This is a genomic window from Saccharopolyspora hirsuta (genome assembly GCF_008630535.1).
GTDB classification, from domain to species: Bacteria; Actinomycetota; Actinomycetes; order Mycobacteriales; family Pseudonocardiaceae; genus Saccharopolyspora; species Saccharopolyspora hirsuta.
This window is the reverse complement of the sequence record NZ_VWPH01000020.1, coordinates 78,554-93,958: the sequence shown is the minus strand read 5'-3', so window position 1 is coordinate 93,958 and position 15,405 is coordinate 78,554. Positions and strand designations below refer to the sequence as shown.

Annotated in this window: 15 protein-coding genes; 14 read left to right on the top strand and 1 reads right to left on the bottom strand. The window is 70.4% G+C overall.

Annotated features, from left to right (window positions below; all coding sequences use genetic code 11):
- Positions 1-2: 2 nt before the first annotated feature.
- Genes F1721_RS32570 through F1721_RS32535 form a run of 8 tightly spaced genes read left to right on the top strand, consistent with a single transcriptional unit; the run spans position 3 to position 8,310 of the window.
- A complete protein-coding gene (locus tag F1721_RS32570) occupies positions 3-854 on the top strand; it encodes an MlaE family ABC transporter permease (protein WP_150070686.1) in 852 nt (283 codons plus the stop codon).
- A complete protein-coding gene (locus tag F1721_RS32565; protein WP_150070685.1) occupies positions 851-2,173 on the top strand; it encodes an MCE family protein in 1,323 nt (440 codons plus the stop codon). The genes F1721_RS32570 and F1721_RS32565 overlap by 4 nt, the downstream gene beginning before the upstream one ends.
- Complete coding sequence (locus F1721_RS32560) at positions 2,170-3,204, top strand: MCE family protein (protein WP_150070684.1); 1,035 nt, start codon at positions 2,170-2,172, stop codon at positions 3,202-3,204. Before F1721_RS32565 ends, F1721_RS32560 begins: the two co-directional genes overlap by 4 nt.
- Positions 3,201-4,217 carry an MCE family protein gene (locus tag F1721_RS32555; protein WP_170301680.1) on the top strand — a complete coding sequence of 339 codons (1,017 nt, stop codon included), beginning with the start codon at positions 3,201-3,203 and terminating at the stop codon, positions 4,215-4,217. The genes F1721_RS32560 and F1721_RS32555 overlap by 4 nt, the downstream gene beginning before the upstream one ends.
- The gene (locus F1721_RS32550) at positions 4,217-5,407 is read left to right on the top strand and encodes an MCE family protein (RefSeq protein ID WP_150070683.1); all 1,191 of its coding nucleotides are present in this window, start codon (positions 4,217-4,219) and stop codon (positions 5,405-5,407) included. Before F1721_RS32555 ends, F1721_RS32550 begins: the two co-directional genes overlap by 1 nt.
- Positions 5,404-6,546 carry an MCE family protein gene (locus F1721_RS32545; protein WP_150070682.1) on the top strand — a complete coding sequence of 381 codons (1,143 nt, stop codon included), beginning with the start codon at positions 5,404-5,406 and terminating at the stop codon, positions 6,544-6,546. Before F1721_RS32550 ends, F1721_RS32545 begins: the two co-directional genes overlap by 4 nt.
- Positions 6,546-7,691: an MCE family protein gene (locus F1721_RS32540; RefSeq protein ID WP_150070681.1), complete on the top strand. Its 1,146-nt coding sequence runs from the start codon at positions 6,546-6,548 to the stop codon at positions 7,689-7,691. Before F1721_RS32545 ends, F1721_RS32540 begins: the two co-directional genes overlap by 1 nt.
- A 52-nt stretch (positions 7,692-7,743) precedes the next feature.
- Complete coding sequence (locus tag F1721_RS32535; RefSeq protein ID WP_150070680.1) at positions 7,744-8,310, top strand: DUF3060 domain-containing protein; 567 nt, start codon at positions 7,744-7,746, stop codon at positions 8,308-8,310.
- 77 nt (positions 8,311-8,387) lie between these two features.
- Here F1721_RS32535 and F1721_RS32530 read toward each other — a convergent pair whose 3' ends face one another.
- Positions 8,388-9,218 (bottom strand): class I SAM-dependent methyltransferase, encoded by an 831-nt coding sequence (locus F1721_RS32530; RefSeq protein ID WP_150070679.1) that lies wholly within the window; start codon positions 9,216-9,218, stop codon positions 8,388-8,390.
- Positions 9,219-9,306: 88 nt separating this feature from the next.
- Here F1721_RS32530 and F1721_RS32525 point away from each other — a divergent pair, with 88 nt between their 5' ends.
- From F1721_RS32525 to F1721_RS32500, 6 genes are all read left to right on the top strand, one after another.
- On the top strand, positions 9,307-9,876 hold the full coding sequence (locus tag F1721_RS32525; protein WP_150070678.1) for a helix-turn-helix domain-containing protein: 570 nt from the start codon (positions 9,307-9,309) through the stop codon (positions 9,874-9,876).
- A 123-nt stretch (positions 9,877-9,999) separates the two neighbouring features.
- Positions 10,000-11,835 carry a molecular chaperone DnaK gene (gene dnaK / locus F1721_RS32520; RefSeq protein ID WP_150070677.1) on the top strand — a complete coding sequence of 612 codons (1,836 nt, stop codon included), beginning with the start codon at positions 10,000-10,002 and terminating at the stop codon, positions 11,833-11,835.
- A 247-nt stretch (positions 11,836-12,082) separates the two neighbouring features.
- Positions 12,083-12,916 (top strand): ESX secretion-associated protein EspG, encoded by an 834-nt coding sequence (locus F1721_RS32515; protein ID WP_150070676.1) that lies wholly within the window; start codon positions 12,083-12,085, stop codon positions 12,914-12,916.
- Positions 12,917-13,070: 154 nt separating this feature from the next.
- A complete protein-coding gene (locus F1721_RS32510) occupies positions 13,071-13,490 on the top strand; it encodes a hypothetical protein (RefSeq protein ID WP_150070675.1) in 420 nt (139 codons plus the stop codon).
- A 43-nt stretch (positions 13,491-13,533) separates the two neighbouring features.
- Positions 13,534-14,070: a DUF3558 domain-containing protein gene (locus F1721_RS32505; protein WP_170301679.1), complete on the top strand. Its 537-nt coding sequence runs from the start codon at positions 13,534-13,536 to the stop codon at positions 14,068-14,070.
- A gap of 244 nt (positions 14,071-14,314) precedes the next feature.
- The gene (locus F1721_RS32500) at positions 14,315-15,376 is read left to right on the top strand and encodes a hypothetical protein (protein ID WP_150070673.1); all 1,062 of its coding nucleotides are present in this window, start codon (positions 14,315-14,317) and stop codon (positions 15,374-15,376) included.
- Positions 15,377-15,405 lie beyond the last annotated feature (29 nt).

Below are 15,405 nucleotides of genomic sequence, written 5' to 3'. Positions count from 1 at the left end.
CGATGGCCGTCCTCGATCCGGTCGCTTCCCCGGCGCGGAACCGCTTCCTGCGCGGGCCCGGTGACGCGCTCGCGGGCCTGGGCTGGCAGCTGTCGTTCTACCTGCGCGCCCTCGCGCTGGCCCCGGTCACGCTGCGCCGCTACTCGCGGGAGACCGCGCGGCTGCTGACCGAGGTGGTGTTCGGCAGCGGGGCGCTGGCCGTCATCGGCGGCACCCTCGGCGTGATGATCGGCATGACCGTGGCCACCGGCGCGGTGGTGGGCCTGCAGGGCTACTCCTCGCTGGACCAGCTGGGCACCTCCGCGCTGACCGGGTTCATCGCCGCCTACTTCGACACCCGCGAGGTGGCGCCGCTGGCCGCGGGCCTGGCGCTGTCGGCGACCGTGGGCTGCGGGTTCACCGCGCAGCTGGGGGCGATGCGGATCTCCGACGAGATCGACGCGCTGGAGGTGATGGGCGTGCGGACCGTGCCGTACCTGGTGACCAGCCGGGTGCTGGCCGGGGTGACCGCGGTGATCCCGCTGTACGTGGTGGGGCTGCTCGGCTCCTACTTCGCCTCCCGGCAGATCACCGTGTGGTTCTACGGCCAGTCCGCGGGCACCTACGACCACTACTTCCACCTGTTCCTGCCGCCGGAGGACGTGCTGTGGTCCTTCGGGAAGGTGATCGTGTTCAGCATCGCGGTGATCCTGACGCACTGCTACTACGGCTACACCGCGCGCGGCGGGCCCGCCGGGGTCGGGATGGCCGTGGGCCGGGCGGTGCGCACCTCGATCGTGCTGATCTCGGTGCTGGACTTCTTCCTCAGCCTGGCCATCTGGGGCTCCACCACGACCGTGCGGATCTCCGGATGAGGGGCGACGGGAAGCGGCGCCGCTACCAGGCGCTCGGGGTGGCGTTCCTGATCGCGGTCGGGATGTTCTTCGCGGGCACCATCGCGGTCTACCGCAAGGCGTTCACGCCGGTGGTGGCGGTGAGCCTGGAGACCGACCGGATCGGCAACCAGATGCGCGTCGGCGCCGACGTGAAGGCCCGCGGGGTGGTGGTCGGCGAGGTCAGCGACGTGCGCGCGGTCGGCGACCACGCGGTGCTGGAGCTGGCGCTCAAGCCGGACCAGGCCGAGCTCATCCCGGCCGGTGCTTCGGCGCGGCTGCTGCCGAAGACGCTGTTCGGCGAGCGCTACGTCTCCTTGCAGATCCCCGAGAACCCCGGGTCGCGGGTGCTGGCCGAGGGCGACGTGATCCCGCAGGACCGCAGCAGCTCGGCCATCGAGGTCGAGAAGGTCCTCGACGACCTGATGCCGGTGCTGCAGGCGGTGCAGCCGGAGAAGCTGTCCACGACGCTGACCGCGGTGTCGCAGGCGCTCGACGGCCGCGGCGAGCAGCTGGGCGACACGCTGGTGCAGCTGGACAGCTACCTGGAGCGGCTCAACCCGTCGCTGCCGAAGCTGGAGTCGGTCATCAAGCGCATCGACGACGTGGCCGACACCTACAGCGAGGCGGTCCCGGACCTGGCGCAGGCGCTGGGCGACCTGACGACCACCAGCCGTACCCTCGCCGAGCAGCGCACGCAGCTGCAGCAGATGATCGGCGGTGTCACCAGCAGCGCGGAGAGCCTCGACCGCTTCCTGGCGCTGAACAAGAACAACCTGATCAACCTGACCAGCACGTCGCGGTCCACTTTGGAGCTGCTGGCCGAGTACTCGCCGCAGTACCCGTGCATGCTCAAGCAGTTCGCCGACTCCATCCCGACCGCCGAGGCGTCCTTCGGCAAGGGCACCGAGAACCCGGAGATCGCCAAGTTCACCATCGAGATCACCGGCAGCCGCGGCAAGTACCTGCCCGGGGTGGACGATCCGAAGTACCTGGACCAGCGGGGACCGCGCTGCTACCCGTGGGTCGAACCGCCGGACACCTTCCCGCAGTACCCGCCGGGCGGTCCGGTGCAGGACGGGTCGACGTTCCCGGAACCGCCGCGCGACCGCGACGAGGTGTTCCCGTGGGCCGAACCGGCGTCGACCGCGCCGCAGTCGGTGGTGAACGCGCCCGCCGAGCGCGAACTGCTCTCGACGCTGCTCGCCCCGCAGCTCGGCGTCGCCCGGGAGGACGTGCCCGGGTGGAGCGGGCTGCTGGTCGGGCCGGTCTACCGCGGGGCCGAGGTGGAGGTCAGATGAGGTCGATCACCGCGCCGCTGCTCAAGCTGCTGCTGTTCGCGCTGGTCACGGTGGTGCTCACCGGGGTGCTGGCGATGACCATCGCGGCGTCCACGTCCAGCTCCTCGAACACCTACACCGCGCGGTTCGCCGACGCCTCCGGGCTCAACCTCGGCGACGACGTGCGGATGGCCGGGGTGAAGGTAGGGCGGGTCACCGGGCTGGAGGTGGTCGACGGCAAGCACGCGCTGGTGAGCTTCGACGTCGACGCGAACCGCCAGCTGCCCGGGGACGCCTCGGCGACGGTGAAGTACCGCAACCTCGCCGGGCAGCGGTACCTGTCGCTGGACGCGGCGCTGCGCGAGGGCGGTGGCATCCTGCCGCCGGGCGGTGAGATCCCGCTGGAGCGCACCCACCCGGCGCTGAACCTCACCGCCCTGTTCAACGGGTTCAAGCCGCTGTTCCAGGCGCTCTCGCCGGAGGACGTCAACCAGCTCTCCGGCGAGATCGTCCAGGTGCTGCAGGGCGAAGCGGGCACCGTGGACAGCCTGCTCGCGCACACCGCGTCGCTGACCACGACCCTCGCCCGCAAGGACGAGGTGATCGGCCAGGTGATCGACAACCTCAACACCGCCGTCGGCTCGGTCAACGCGCGCGGCCCGCAGCTGGGCGAGCTGATCGGCTCGCTGCAGCAGCTGACCAGCGGGCTGGCCGAGCAGCGCAAACCGGTCGGCGAGGCCATCGCCGCGCTGGACGAGCTGGCCGGGACCACCGGCGACCTGCTCGCGGAGGGGAGGGAACCGCTGCAGCGCAACATCGCCGAGCTCCAGCGGTTCACCACCCTGCTCAACGCCGACATGCCCAAGTTGGAGCACGACCTGCAGACCGTGCCGGAGCGGCTGAACGCGCTGACCCGCACGGTGAGCTACGGGAGCTGGTTCAACTTCTACCTGTGCCGGATGTCGGGCACCGTCGGGATCTCCGACCTCAACGTCAAGATCCCGATCCTGCCCGCGCCGCCGTCGGAGATGCCGGAGAGGTGCCAGTCGTGAAACCGTTGCGGGAGCGGAACCAGGCGGTCGTCGGGTTGCTGACGGTCGTGCTGCTGGTGCTGGTCACCGGGGGTGCGTTCTTCGCCAAGGACCTGCCGGTGCTCGGCGGGCGCACCTACCAGGCCTACTTCACCGAGTCGGCCGGGCTGGCCGCGGGCAACGACGTGCGGATCGCGGGCATCCGCAGCGGCGAGGTCACCGACGTGTCGCTGGAGGGGAACCGGGTGCTGGTGTCCTTCCGCGTCGACGACGCGGAGATCGGCGACCGCAGCCGGGCCGGCATCGAGATCAAGACGCTGCTCGGCGAGAAGTTCCTGGCGCTGCAACCGGAGGGCGAGCAGGAGCTGTCCGAGCCGATCCCGGTGCAGCGCACCGCCGCGCCGTTCGACATCCCCGACGCGCTGGACCAGCTCACCCGCACCGCCGACCAGGTCGACAGCCAGCAGCTCGCGCAGAGCTTCCGGGTGCTGGCCGACACCTTCCGCGGGGCACCGGAGCACTTCGGCGAGGCGGTGGACGGGCTTTCCGCGCTGTCGCAGAGCATCTCCTCGCGCGACCAGCAGCTCGCCGAACTGCTGCGCAACACCAGCGGCGTCAGCGAGATCGTCGCCAACCGCGACGAGCAGGTGCAACGGCTGATCGCCGACGGAAACCTCCTGCTGACCGAGCTCCAGCAGCGCCGCAACGCCATCTCCTCGCTGCTGAGCGGGACCCAGAAGCTCGCCGACGAGCTGCGCGGCCTGGTCGCCGACAACCAGGCGCAGCTGCGGCCGACGCTGGACCAGCTCACCCAGCTGACCGAGATGCTGCAGCGCAACCAGGACAACCTGGGCCGCACCATCGAGGCGATGGCGCCGTACGTGCGCGGGTTCAACAACACCGTCGGCAACGGGCGCTGGTTCGACGGCTACATCTGCGGGCTGTTCCCGCCCCCGATCAACGCCGGGCCGCTGCAGACGAACACGACCTCCTGCGAGCTCCCGGTGCCGACCCGACCCGTCGGAGGTGACTGATGTCCGCACCTCAACCGGAGCGGCGGTTCCCCGCGAGATCGCTGATCACCCTCGGGTGCGCGCTGGTGCTGCTGGTCAGCGCGGGGCTGTGGTGGGTGTTCAACGACCCGGGCAAGCAGCTCACCGCCTACTTCGACAAGGCCGTCGGCGTCTACGCCGGGTCGAGCGTGCGGGTGCTCGGCGTCGAGGTCGGCAAGATCGACGCCGTGGTGCCGCAGGGCGAGGTGGTCCGGGTGGACCTGCACGTGGCCGACGACGTGCAGGTCCCGGCCGACGTCAAGGCCGTGGTGGTGGCGCCGAGCCTGGTCAGCGACCGGTACGTGCAGCTCACCCCGGCCTACTCCGGGGGCCCGGAGCTCGCCGCCGGAGCGGTGCTGGACAAGGACCGCACGGCGACCCCGGCCGAGCTCGACGAGCTCTACCGCAGCGCCAAGACCCTCGCCGAGGCGCTCGGGCCCGACGGGGCGAACAGCACGGGCGCGCTGACGGACGTGCTCAACACCTCGGCCGCGGCGCTGGAGGGCAACGGCGCGGACCTCAACGCCACCGTCAAGCGGCTCGGCGACCTCGCCGGAACCCTGCAGGACAACCAGGACGACCTGTTCGCCACGGTGGACAACCTGAACGAGTTCACCGCCGCGCTGGCCGCCAGCGACGGGCAGATCCGGGAGTTCAACGGCCGCCTCGCCGACGTCGCCGGGTTCCTGGCCAGCGAGCAGGACCAGATGGGCGCCGCGCTGGGCTCGCTGTCGACGGCGCTGGGCGAGGTCTCCACGTTCATCCGGGACAACCGCGAGCAGATCGCGTCCAACGTGGACAACCTGACCGGGGTGACGCAGGCGCTGGTGGACCAGCGCGAGGCGCTGGGCGAGGTGCTCGACGTGGCGCCGCTGGGCGCGACGAACTTCATCAACGCCTACGACGCGGCCTCCGGCACCGTGACCGTGCGCGGGCACCTCAACGAGCTCACCCACCCGCCGATCCTGATGGTGTGCAAGCTGATCCAGCACAGCCTCCCGGAACCGGTGCCCGAGGACCTCAAGAAGGCCTGCGACGAGCTGGCCCCGGTGCTCGACGGCAAGCTCGGCCTGCCGTCGATCGGCGAGGCCATGCACTACCTCCAGCAGGGCGAGCTGCCGCCGCTGCCGCTGCCGCTGGTCGACGCCAGCCGACGGGGAGGCGGGCAATGAAGCGGTGCGCGCTGGTCGCGGTCCTGCTGCTGGTGTCCGGCTGCTCGGCGGGCGGGTTCACCGGCCTCTACAACGCGCCGCTGCCCGGCGGCGCCGAGCTGGGCGACCGGCCGTACCGGGTCAGCGCGCAGTTCGCCGACGTGCTGGACCTGGTGCCGCAGTCCAGCGTGAAGGTCAACGACGTGCCCGTCGGCCGGGTGGAGCGCATCGAGCTCGGCCCGGACAACACCACGGCGCTGGTGACCATGTCGGTCAACGGCGACGTCCGGCTGCCCGCCAACGCCGACGCCCGCCTGCGGCAGTCCAGCCTGCTGGGGGAGAAGTTCGTCGAGCTCGCCGAGCCCGCGCAACCCGCGCCCGCCGAGCTCGCCGACGGCGCGGTGATCCCGCTGGAGCGCACCAACCGCAACCCGCAGATCGAGGAGGTGCTCGGCGCGCTGTCGATGCTGCTCAACGGCGGCGGGGTGACGCAGCTGCGGGACATCGTGCGGGAGCTGAACAAGGCCTTCACCGGCAACGAGGCGGAGATCCGATCGTTGCTGTCCAACCTGGACGAAACTGTGTCCAGATTGGACGGTCAGCGGGAGGACATCACCCGGGCCATCGACGGGCTCGGCCGGTTGTCGGCGACGCTGCGCGAGCAGACCGGCACCGTCGAGAAGGCGCTGGACGAGATCGGCCCGGGCCTGCGGGTGCTCAACGAGCAGCGCGACCAGCTGGTGGCGATGCTGCAGTCGCTGGACCGGCTTTCCGGCGTCGCGGTCGACACCGTCAACCGCAGCAAGGACGACATGCTCGCCGACCTGAACGCGCTCGCCCCCACCCTGCAGAAGCTCGCCGACACCGGCGACGCGCTGCCGGACGCGATCGGCTTCCTGGCGACCTACCCGTTCCCGGAGTACGCGATGAAGCCGCTCAAGGGCGACTTCGTCAACGCCGACGTCCGCTTCGACCTGGACCTGAGCAGCATCGTGGAGAACCTCACGCGCTCCTCCGGTCCGCTGATCCCGATCCCCGGCCTGACCGACGCCGGGCAGTCGGGGCTGCGCCCGCCGCCTCCGGCCCCGCCGCTCCCACCGCTGCCGCTGCCCTCGCCGGAGCCGCAGCTCCCCGTCCCACCGCTGCCGGGAGGCCAGTGATGTTCAGCCGCAAGACCAAGGTGCACCTGGCGCTGTTCCTGGTCCTGGCCGTCGTCGGCATCGGCTACACCGGCGGCCGGTACGCCGGGCTGGACCGGCTCTTCGGCGGCAACGGCTACTCGGTGACCGTGCAGCTGGCCGACTCCGGCGGGCTGTTCACCAACTCCGAGGTCACCTACCGGGGCGTGGCGGTGGGCCGGGTCACCGCGATGCGGCTGACCGGGTCCGGGCTGGAAGCCGAGCTGCACATCGACGACTCCGCCCCGCCGATCCCCGCCGACACCCGCGCGGTGGTGGCCAACCGGTCGGCGGTCGGCGAGCAGTACCTGGACCTGCGGCCGGAGCGCGACGGCGGCCCGCACCTGGCGGGCGGGGCGGTGATCGCGCAGGGCCGCACCGACGTGCCGCTGCCGCCGGAGTCGCTGCTGGTCGACCTGGACCGGCTGGTCGGCAGCGTCCCGGTCGAGGACCTGCGCACGGTCGTCGACGAGGTCGGCACCGCCTTCGAGGGCTCCGGCGCGCACCTGCAGCGGCTGCTGGACGCGACCAGCTCGGTCACCGCCGCGGCCGACCAGCACCTCCCGCAGACCACCGGCCTGCTGGCCAGCAGCGACGTCGTGCTGCGCACCCAGCAGGAGCAGGCCGACGAGATCAAGTCGTTCAGCAGCGGGCTGCGCGAGATCTCCGGGCGGCTCAAGGAGTCCGACCCGGACCTGCGCGGGATCATCCGCGACGCGCCCGCCGCCGGGCACGAGGTCCAGGCGCTGCTGGACAGCGCGGGCACCGACTTCGGGGTGGTCGCGGCGAACCTGCTGACCACGATGAAGATCACCGAGGTGCGCACCGAGGGCATGGAGCAGATGCTGGTGGCCCTGCCGGTGATCTCGGCGTTCTCGCACAGCCTGTCCCCGGACGGCACCGGCCACCTCGGCCTGGTCCTGAACTTCTTCAACCCGATCGCCTGCACCCGGGGCTACGAGGGCACGCCCCGCCGCCCGGGCAGCGAGACGGCACCCGGCCCGATCAACCCGGACCTGCACTGCGCCGAGCCCCCGGGCAGCGTGATCAGCGTCCGCGGGTCCCAGAACGCCCCGCGCCAGCCGATCCCGGACCCGGTACCCGCCCCGCCGCCGTTCAACCCGTGATCGCGCGCACCTGGTGGGGCGCTCCCGGCGACAAGTTGATAATTTGTTGAACATGCAGGTAGATCGACTGGTGAACGGCTCATCCGGGGTGCGCGCGACGGGTGGTGCCCGGCGGGCCGCGCTGCTGCTGGCCGTTGCCGGGCTGACCGCGCTGCTGGTCGCCGGGTGCGGCTCGGGTGGCCAGGCGGCTCCCGAGTCCGGCGAGACCCCGGCGTCCGCCGATGCGCAGGCCGCGCCGCTGCCGGTCGTGGAGCCCGCCGACGAGGCCGTCGACGAGGCCGGGCAGGCCGCCGACGACAGCGGGCAGGGCGGCGGCTCCGACGAGGGCGGCTTCCAGGGCGGCGGGGCGCCGCTGATCGTCAAGGACAACGGCGCCGCGCTCACCGAGGACTGCCGGTCCCGGAAGGTCATCGTGCTGGCCAGCGACGCCGACCTGACCCTGCACGGCCCCTGCTCGCTGGTGAAGGTCCAGGGCAGCAACTCCACCGTCGAGGTGGGCTCCGCGCAGAAGATCATCGCGGTCGGCACCGGCGGCACCGTGCACTACGCCACCGGCCACCCGCAGGTGGTCAACCGGGGCGGCAACGACGTCTCCCCGGGCGGCTCCGCCACCCCGTGACACCGGGGCTGGGAGGTGTTGGCCCGTGAGCACTTCGTGGCGTCATAGCTCCGGAAAGCGCTCACGGGGCGGACCGATCAGGAGGGCTTGCGTCCGAAGTGGACCGTCTTGGCGGTGAGCAGGAACACGTCCGGGCGCTGGTCGAGGCCCAGCGGGTCGGCCGGGTCCAGCAGCCGGTCCAGCGTCGCCAGGTCCTCGGCGTCGAGGTGGTCCTGGAGGCCGTGGCGGTAGCGCTCGACCGTTCCCCGCAGCCACCGCCGGGCGCCGTCGGCCAGCGGGGCCGGGCGGTCGACCAGGAAGGTCCTGCTCCGGGTTCCGTCGAGACCGGCGGTGCGCAGCATGTCCGCCCAGGTCTCCACGGTTGCGACCGAGCCGGGCAGCTCGGCGCGCATCTGGTTGAACCGCTCGGACATCGCCGCGTCGATGCGGGTCTGCAGCCCGGGGCGGCCGAAGCCGAGGTCGTGCGGCAGCCAGCGGGCGGGCAGCCCGCCCTCGACGACCGCCAGCACGCCGCCCGGCGTCAGCAGCCGCGCCAGCCGGTTCAGCGCGTCCTGCTGGTCGCCGACGTGGTGCACGGCCTGCGCCGTCCAGATCAGGTCCGCGGTGCCCAGCTCGCCCAGCCCGTCCGGGAACTCGGCGACCCGGGTGCGCAGCTCGACGCCGAGCCGCTCCGCCCGCTGCTCGGCGCGCGCCAGCAGCTCCGGGGAGCCGTCGACCGCGGTCACCTCGGCCTCCGGGAACGCCGCCGCCAGCTGGCAGGCGGCCACGCCGGGACCGCTGCCGACGTCCATGATCCGCTGCGGCTCCAGCTGCGCCAGCTCGGCCAGCGCCTGCTGCACGTAGGGCTGGTGCGCCTCCCCTTCGAGCTCGAGCACGTCGGCCATCGCGGCCCAGTCGAGGTCGGTCATCTGCACTCCAATCCGGGATGTCCTGGCCCCACCGTGCGCCCGCGCCCGACGGCTTGACAAATCCTGTTGCCGTTCCTGCAATGAACCGGTGGACGAAGTGCTCGCCGCGGTGGGACCGCGCCTCAGATCCATCCGCCAGCAGCGCAAGTGCACCCTGGCGGCGCTGTCGGAGAAGACCGGGATCTCGGTCAGCACGCTGTCGCGCCTGGAGTCGGGGCAGCGCAAGCCGAGCCTGGAGCTGCTGCTGCCGATCGCCCACGCGCACCAGGTGCCGCTGGACGAGCTGGTCGGCGCGCCGCCGGTCGGCGACCCGCGGGTGCGGATGAAGCCGATCAAGCGCGGCGACGCCACCACGGTGGTGCCGCTGACCCAGCAGCCCGGCGGGTTGCAGGCGTTCAAGATGATCATCGGCCCGGAGCGCAGCGAACCCGACCCGCGCACCCACGAGGGCTACGAGTGGCTGTACGTGCTGAGCGGGAAGCTGCGGCTGGTGCTGGCCCAGCACGACGTGGTGCTCAAGGTCGGGGAGGCCGCCGAGTTCGACACCCGCCTCCCGCACTGGTTCGGCAGCACCGGCGAGGCGCCGGTGGAGGTCCTCAGCCTCTTCGGCCCCCAGGGCGAGAGGATGCACGTCCGGGCCAAGCCGCGCTCCTCGTGAGCGCGCACCACCCACTCCTGCCACTCCCGCACCCGTTTGCCCAGCTGGACGGGTGGGGCATTCCCATACTGGGGGTGTCGACCTCGCGGGACTCGACGGCGGCGAGTCGGAGAGGAGTGGGTGATGGGGCGCGCGGTAGGTATCGACCTGGGGACGACGAACTCCGTGGTGGCCGTGCTGGAGGGCGGCGAACCCACCGTGATCGCCAACTCCGAGGGCTCGCGGACCACGCCCTCGGTGGTGGCCTTCGCGAAGAACGGCGACCTGCTGACCGGGCAACCGGCGAAGAACCAGGCGGTCACCAACGTGGACCGCACCATCCGGTCGGTGAAGCGGCACATGGGCACCGACTGGTCGGTGCGCATCGACGACAAGGACTACACCCCGCAGGAGATCAGCGCCCGCGTGCTGATGAAGCTCAAGCGGGACGCGGAGTCGTACTTGGGCGAGGAGGTCACCGACGCGGTGATCACGGTGCCCGCCTACTTCGACGACTCGCAGCGGCAGACCACGAAGGAAGCGGGCCAGATCGCCGGTCTGAACGTGCTGCGGATCATCAACGAGCCGACCGCGGCGGCGCTGGCCTACGGCCTGGAGAAGGGCGAGAAGGAGCAGACCATCCTGGTCTTCGACCTGGGCGGCGGCACCTTCGACGTGTCCCTGCTCGACGTCGGCGAAGGGCTGGTCGAGGTCAAGGCAACCTCGGGCGACACGCACCTGGGCGGTGACGACTGGGACGAGCGCATCGTCGAGTGGCTGGTGGAGAAGTTCCGGTCCTCGTCGGGCATCGACCTGACCAAGGACCGGATGGCCATGCAGCGGATCAAGGAAGCCGCGGAGAAGGCCAAGATCGAGCTGTCCAGCTCCTCCAGCGCGAACATCAACCTGCCGTACATCACGGTCGACGCGGACAAGAACCCGCTGTTCCTGGACGAGACGCTGTCCCGCGCCGAGTTCCAGCGGATCACCTCCGACCTCCTGGAGCGCTGCCGCAAGCCGTTCGGCAACGCGATCCGGGACGCCGGGATCAAGGTGGGCGACATCAACCACGTCGTGCTGGTGGGCGGCGCGACGCGGATGCCCGCGGTGACCGACCTGGTGCGCGAGCTGACCGACGGCAAGGAGCCGAACAAGGGCGTGAACCCGGACGAGGTCGTCGCGGTCGGCGCGAGCCTGCAGGCCGGTGTGCTGCGCGGTGAGGTCAAGGACGTCCTGCTGCTCGACGTCACCCCGCTGTCCCTGGGCATCGAGACCAAGGGCGGCATCATGACCAAGCTGATCGAGCGCAACACCACGATCCCGACCAAGCGCTCCGAGACCTTCACCACCGCCGAGGACAACCAGCCGTCGGTGATGATCCAGGTCTTCCAGGGCGAGCGCGAGATCGCCGCGCACAACAAGAAGCTCGGCATGTTCGAGCTGACCGGCCTGCCGCCGGCGCCGCGCGGGTTGCCGCAGATCGAGGTCACCTTCGACATCGACGCCAACGGCATCGTGCACGTCTCCGCCAAGGACCTGGGCACCGGCCGCCACCAGTCCATCAAGATCAGCGGCGGGTCGGCGCTGCCGAAGGACGACATCGACCGCATGGTCAAGGACGCCGAGGCGCACGCCGAGGAGGACCGCAAGCGCCGCGAGGAGGCCGAGACCCGCAACCAGGCCGAGACCCTGGTGTACCAGACGGAGAAGGTGCTCACCGACAACGCGGACAAGATCCCGGCCGACACGCGCAACCAGGTGCAGGACGCGATCAAGGACGTCAACGAGGCGCTCAAGGGCGAAGACGTGGAACGCATCCGATCGGCGGTCGACCACCTGGCGACCGCGTCGCAGGCCATCGGCCAAGCGATGTACAGCAGGGAGGCGCCGTCGCAGGCCGGACCGGAGGAGACGGGCTCGGCGGAGGAGGAAGTGGTCGACGCCGAGGTCGTGGACGAGGACGACAAGAAGAAGGAGTGACCAGCGCTTTCACGTCGCTGGTCGCAATTTTCGGAATATTCCGGGAGAATTCGCGAGAACACGTCGCATCGGCCGAACGGGGTAGGAACGCCTGGTGCCCCGCCGTTTCCGGTAATTGATCTGGTCCGGTGTGGACCGAGCTGGTCTGTTCCGGTGATTGCGCTCGCGCGGCCTGTTCCGGCCGCGCTGCCCGGCTAATCTCGAAGGTCCTCGAAAGTTCCGTGCGTGCGGCATTGCGAGGTCTGGGGTGGAGTGCAGCTTCTGGGAATTCGGCGCGATCGTGCGGCACGAGAAGGCCCGCCACGACGCAGGGGGGACCACGGCGGCGGAAGCCCGGCGCCGGTTCGACATCCCGGCGTTCCTCACCTCCCGCGACAGCGGGCTCGCCCAACCGGCGGACCCGAGGGCGGTGCTGGAAGCGGCCGAGGACAGCGTGCGGGCCAAGGGCTGGATCGACCACGGCCGCTTGAACGACGAGTGGTACGAGATCGTCTCCGCCCTGGCCCACGGCCATTCCCTGACGTACCTGTACCTGACGGAGCCGGGCCAACCGGAAACCCGAGCCATGGCAGCGGTGAGCAACCTGGCCTTCCGCATCGTCCTGCGAGGCGAGAAGGTGTGGATCGATGAAGTAGCGGCGAGCGCGGCGGAGCGCTCGGTGGTGGAATGCCTCCCGGACGTCAACCCGGCAAACGGCCGAAGCGTCCTGGTACCAACGGAAACCCTGTCGGCGGCGGCCCTGGAAGCGGAGAACCACAAGGCGGACCAAGGAGATTGGATCGCCTACGAACTGGGCCAGGCGGACATCGACCCGGACGACGCCCGAGAGCTGGGTCGACTCGCGAAGCTGGCGGACCGCGTGATCGGCCAGTTCAACGTCGCGATCAGGGATTCCTCGGGGTGGAACCGGGTGTCGCCCTTGTCGATCACCGTTCACCACAGTCCTGCTGGCAGAGTGGCTCAGGTTCGGCAACCGCCGAACGGGGAGACCACCTTGGTCGCGCCTGGCTCCGATGGAGTAATTCTCGGTGCTCTGCGTGGATTTCGCGCGCAGCTTACCGGGGATCTGGCTGCGCGTTAACGGTTAAATGTGAATGCGAAACCCAGTCGGTGCGTTGTCCTGCGAAATTGATAAGCCCATCGGGCGGATGTCGGCGAAACCGGCCCGCAGCTGACATTTCGTGTGGAAGCATCGGGGCGCTGGCGAAATCCCGTGTCCGGGGAGGCGATCAGAGGTGAACGACCCGATACCGCCGGAACGAACGGTTGCTGCAGCTGCTCCAGACGTGGGGCGCTCCTCCTTTCATCCCGTTACCGGCGCTGCGCTTATCGAAGCCGGGACGTCCTTCGGCAACCGGACCTTCCACATCCAGCCCGACCAGCTGCCGAAGGTTCTCGCTGGGCTGGACGAAGTTCGCGCGGCGTACGTCGCCGCGCAGGACCGGGTAACGCTGCTCGCGCAAGTGGTGCCGCCATTTGCGGATGAAGTGACGGTGAACGCGGTCAGCCGGATCCGCGAACGGGCTCGGGGCGGGGAGGGAAGTCTCTACGACACCGCCGAAGGCCTGCTGAACTGGGTGGACAACTTCAAGGAAGCCGTTCGCGCGGCGATCGCCGATCACCAGCGGATCGACGAAGAGAACAAGGCGGGGTGATCGTGTGCACACCCCTCGCTCCGCTCTCGTGGCAGCATCCGGCTTGCTCTTCCTGCTAGCCGGGTGCGTCAGCGCTACACCCGGGCAGCCCGTGCCTTCCTCGGTGGGGCAGACGACTTCGGTGCAGGACGATCCTTTCCGGATCGACAAGCCCAAGCGGCTCAACGCGATCAGCGACCCGTGTCAACTCCTGGCGCCCGAACAGCTCAGCGAGTTGGGAGCGTCCTCTCCCGCGCCTGGACGCACTCCCTGGGGCCAGCAGTCCTGCCGTTGGAACAACGATCAGCTCTCGCTGAACATCGCACCGGACACCGTTCAGCGCCAAGGGCTGAAGTACACGGCCAAGATCTTCGGCGACGAGCGGGGAAACCCGACTGCGGAGATCGAGGGCTACCCCGCAGTCCACGCCGGGGTCAACGACCTCGCGTGCACGACGGCGGTGGGTGTGTCGGAAACGGAGATGTTCAACGTCCAGTTCACGGCGGGCAGCGAGGGGCGGCACAATCCCGCGTTCTCCGATCCGTGCGCTGTCGCGGACAGGATCGCCAGCATGGTGCTGGCGAATCTTCCGCCTGGGTGAGGACTTTTCGGGCTGAACGGAGGTGGACGTGATGGGGGCGTTCGACTGGTTGTTCGGAAAGCAGGAAGTACCCGGACGTGCGCAGGCTGCGTTCGATCACCCGAAGATCTACGGAGAGGTGGATCAGGGGCCGGGGGTTCACGGCCTGTCGGAGGCTGCGGGGATCTGGTCAGCTGAGGTCAGCAAGGCCTTTCGGGACGCTGATGAGGCGCTGAACAGGGTGTTGAAGGATTCCGAGGTTCTGATGGAGGGTGCTGCCGCCGATCAGGCTCGGGAGGCGGTGCGGCCGCTCTCGCAGGCGACGCAGGAGGCGATCGACGTCGCTGCTCAGACAGCGGTCGTGGTGGAGCAGCAGGCGCAGGGGTCGGCCGATTTCAAGAACGTTTTTCTGCGACCGCACGAGGTTCCGCCGGACAACATCGGTTGGGGTGACTACGTCAACCCCTACACGTTCGCCCTGAAGTCCGGAGTTCGGGCGGCGCACGAGGACATCCGCGATCAGGTCGAAGCCCAGGCCCGGGAGCAGTACGAGGCTTACACCCGGAGCACCAACGAGCGGGTGAACAGCATCCAGCAGTTCTCACCGCCGCCGAAGTTCACCGCGGACGTCGCTCCGGCCGAGACGACTCCCGTGAACAAGGTCGAGCCGATCACCAGCACGAGTACCCGGGGCACCAGCACCGCAGACCACGTTCCACGACCCGTGGCACCGCACACCCCGGCCGATCCGGTGCCGACGTCTTCTCCGGCGGTGCCGACGTCATCTCCGACGGACGTGGCGCCGGAGGCTCCGGCCGAGTCCGGGTCGGCGTGGGTGGCGCCTGCTGCGAGCGGGACATCGGCAGTAGGCGGAACTGCGCCCGCTCCGACGTCTGGCGGCACGGGCGGCGGGGTCGTCGGCGGGGTGGTTGCCCCGCCGGGTGGGACCGGTGGTCGTTCGGGTTCGACGCCTCCCGGCGGGCCGGGGACCGGGCGTGGCGGTGGTTCCGGGACCGGCCGCGGCACCCCAGGCGTTCCGGGCGGTGGCGGGCGCACCGGCACAGGCTCGGGCGCCCCGGCTCAGAGCCCCACCAACCCCGCCAGCACGCCCGCGCGCGGCTCGACGTCCGGCGCCGGTGTTGCCGGTGGTCCTGCTGGTGGTGGGCGGCAGAAGGAGGAGGAGAAGGAGCACGGGCGCAAGTTCGTCAAGGGCGGCCGGGATGCGTGGGAGGACCTGGAGATCCCCAAGGTCGCTCCGCCGGTGTTCGGCGACTGGGAGGCCGAGGCGCTGCGGGGCAAGCCGCCGCGACCTCCGGAGGAGGCGTAGACCGCGCGTGCTGGTGCCGGGGTGATCAC

What these genes read in the sequence shown, in the direction of transcription:
- dnaK (WP_150070677.1), top strand. Translation starts at nt 10,000, where the DNA reads ATGGGGCGCGCGGTAGGTATCGACCTGGGGACGACGAACTCCGTGGTG.
- F1721_RS32500 (WP_150070673.1), top strand. Translation starts at nt 14,315, where the DNA reads ATGGAGGGTGCTGCCGCCGATCAGGCTCGGGAGGCGGTGCGGCCGCTC.
- F1721_RS32550 (WP_150070683.1), top strand. Translation starts at nt 4,217, where the DNA reads ATGTCCGCACCTCAACCGGAGCGGCGGTTCCCCGCGAGATCGCTGATC.
- F1721_RS32535 (WP_150070680.1), top strand. Translation starts at nt 7,744, where the DNA reads ATGCAGGTAGATCGACTGGTGAACGGCTCATCCGGGGTGCGCGCGACG.
- F1721_RS32570 (WP_150070686.1), top strand. Translation starts at nt 3, where the DNA reads ATGGCCGTCCTCGATCCGGTCGCTTCCCCGGCGCGGAACCGCTTCCTG.
- F1721_RS32545 (WP_150070682.1), top strand. Translation starts at nt 5,404, where the DNA reads ATGAAGCGGTGCGCGCTGGTCGCGGTCCTGCTGCTGGTGTCCGGCTGC.
- F1721_RS32540 (WP_150070681.1), top strand. Translation starts at nt 6,546, where the DNA reads ATGTTCAGCCGCAAGACCAAGGTGCACCTGGCGCTGTTCCTGGTCCTG.
- F1721_RS32565 (WP_150070685.1), top strand. Translation starts at nt 851, where the DNA reads ATGAGGGGCGACGGGAAGCGGCGCCGCTACCAGGCGCTCGGGGTGGCG.
- F1721_RS32530 (WP_150070679.1), bottom strand. Translation starts at nt 9,218, where the DNA reads ATGACCGACCTCGACTGGGCCGCGATGGCCGACGTGCTCGAGCTCGAA.
- F1721_RS32560 (WP_150070684.1), top strand. Translation starts at nt 2,170, where the DNA reads ATGAGGTCGATCACCGCGCCGCTGCTCAAGCTGCTGCTGTTCGCGCTG.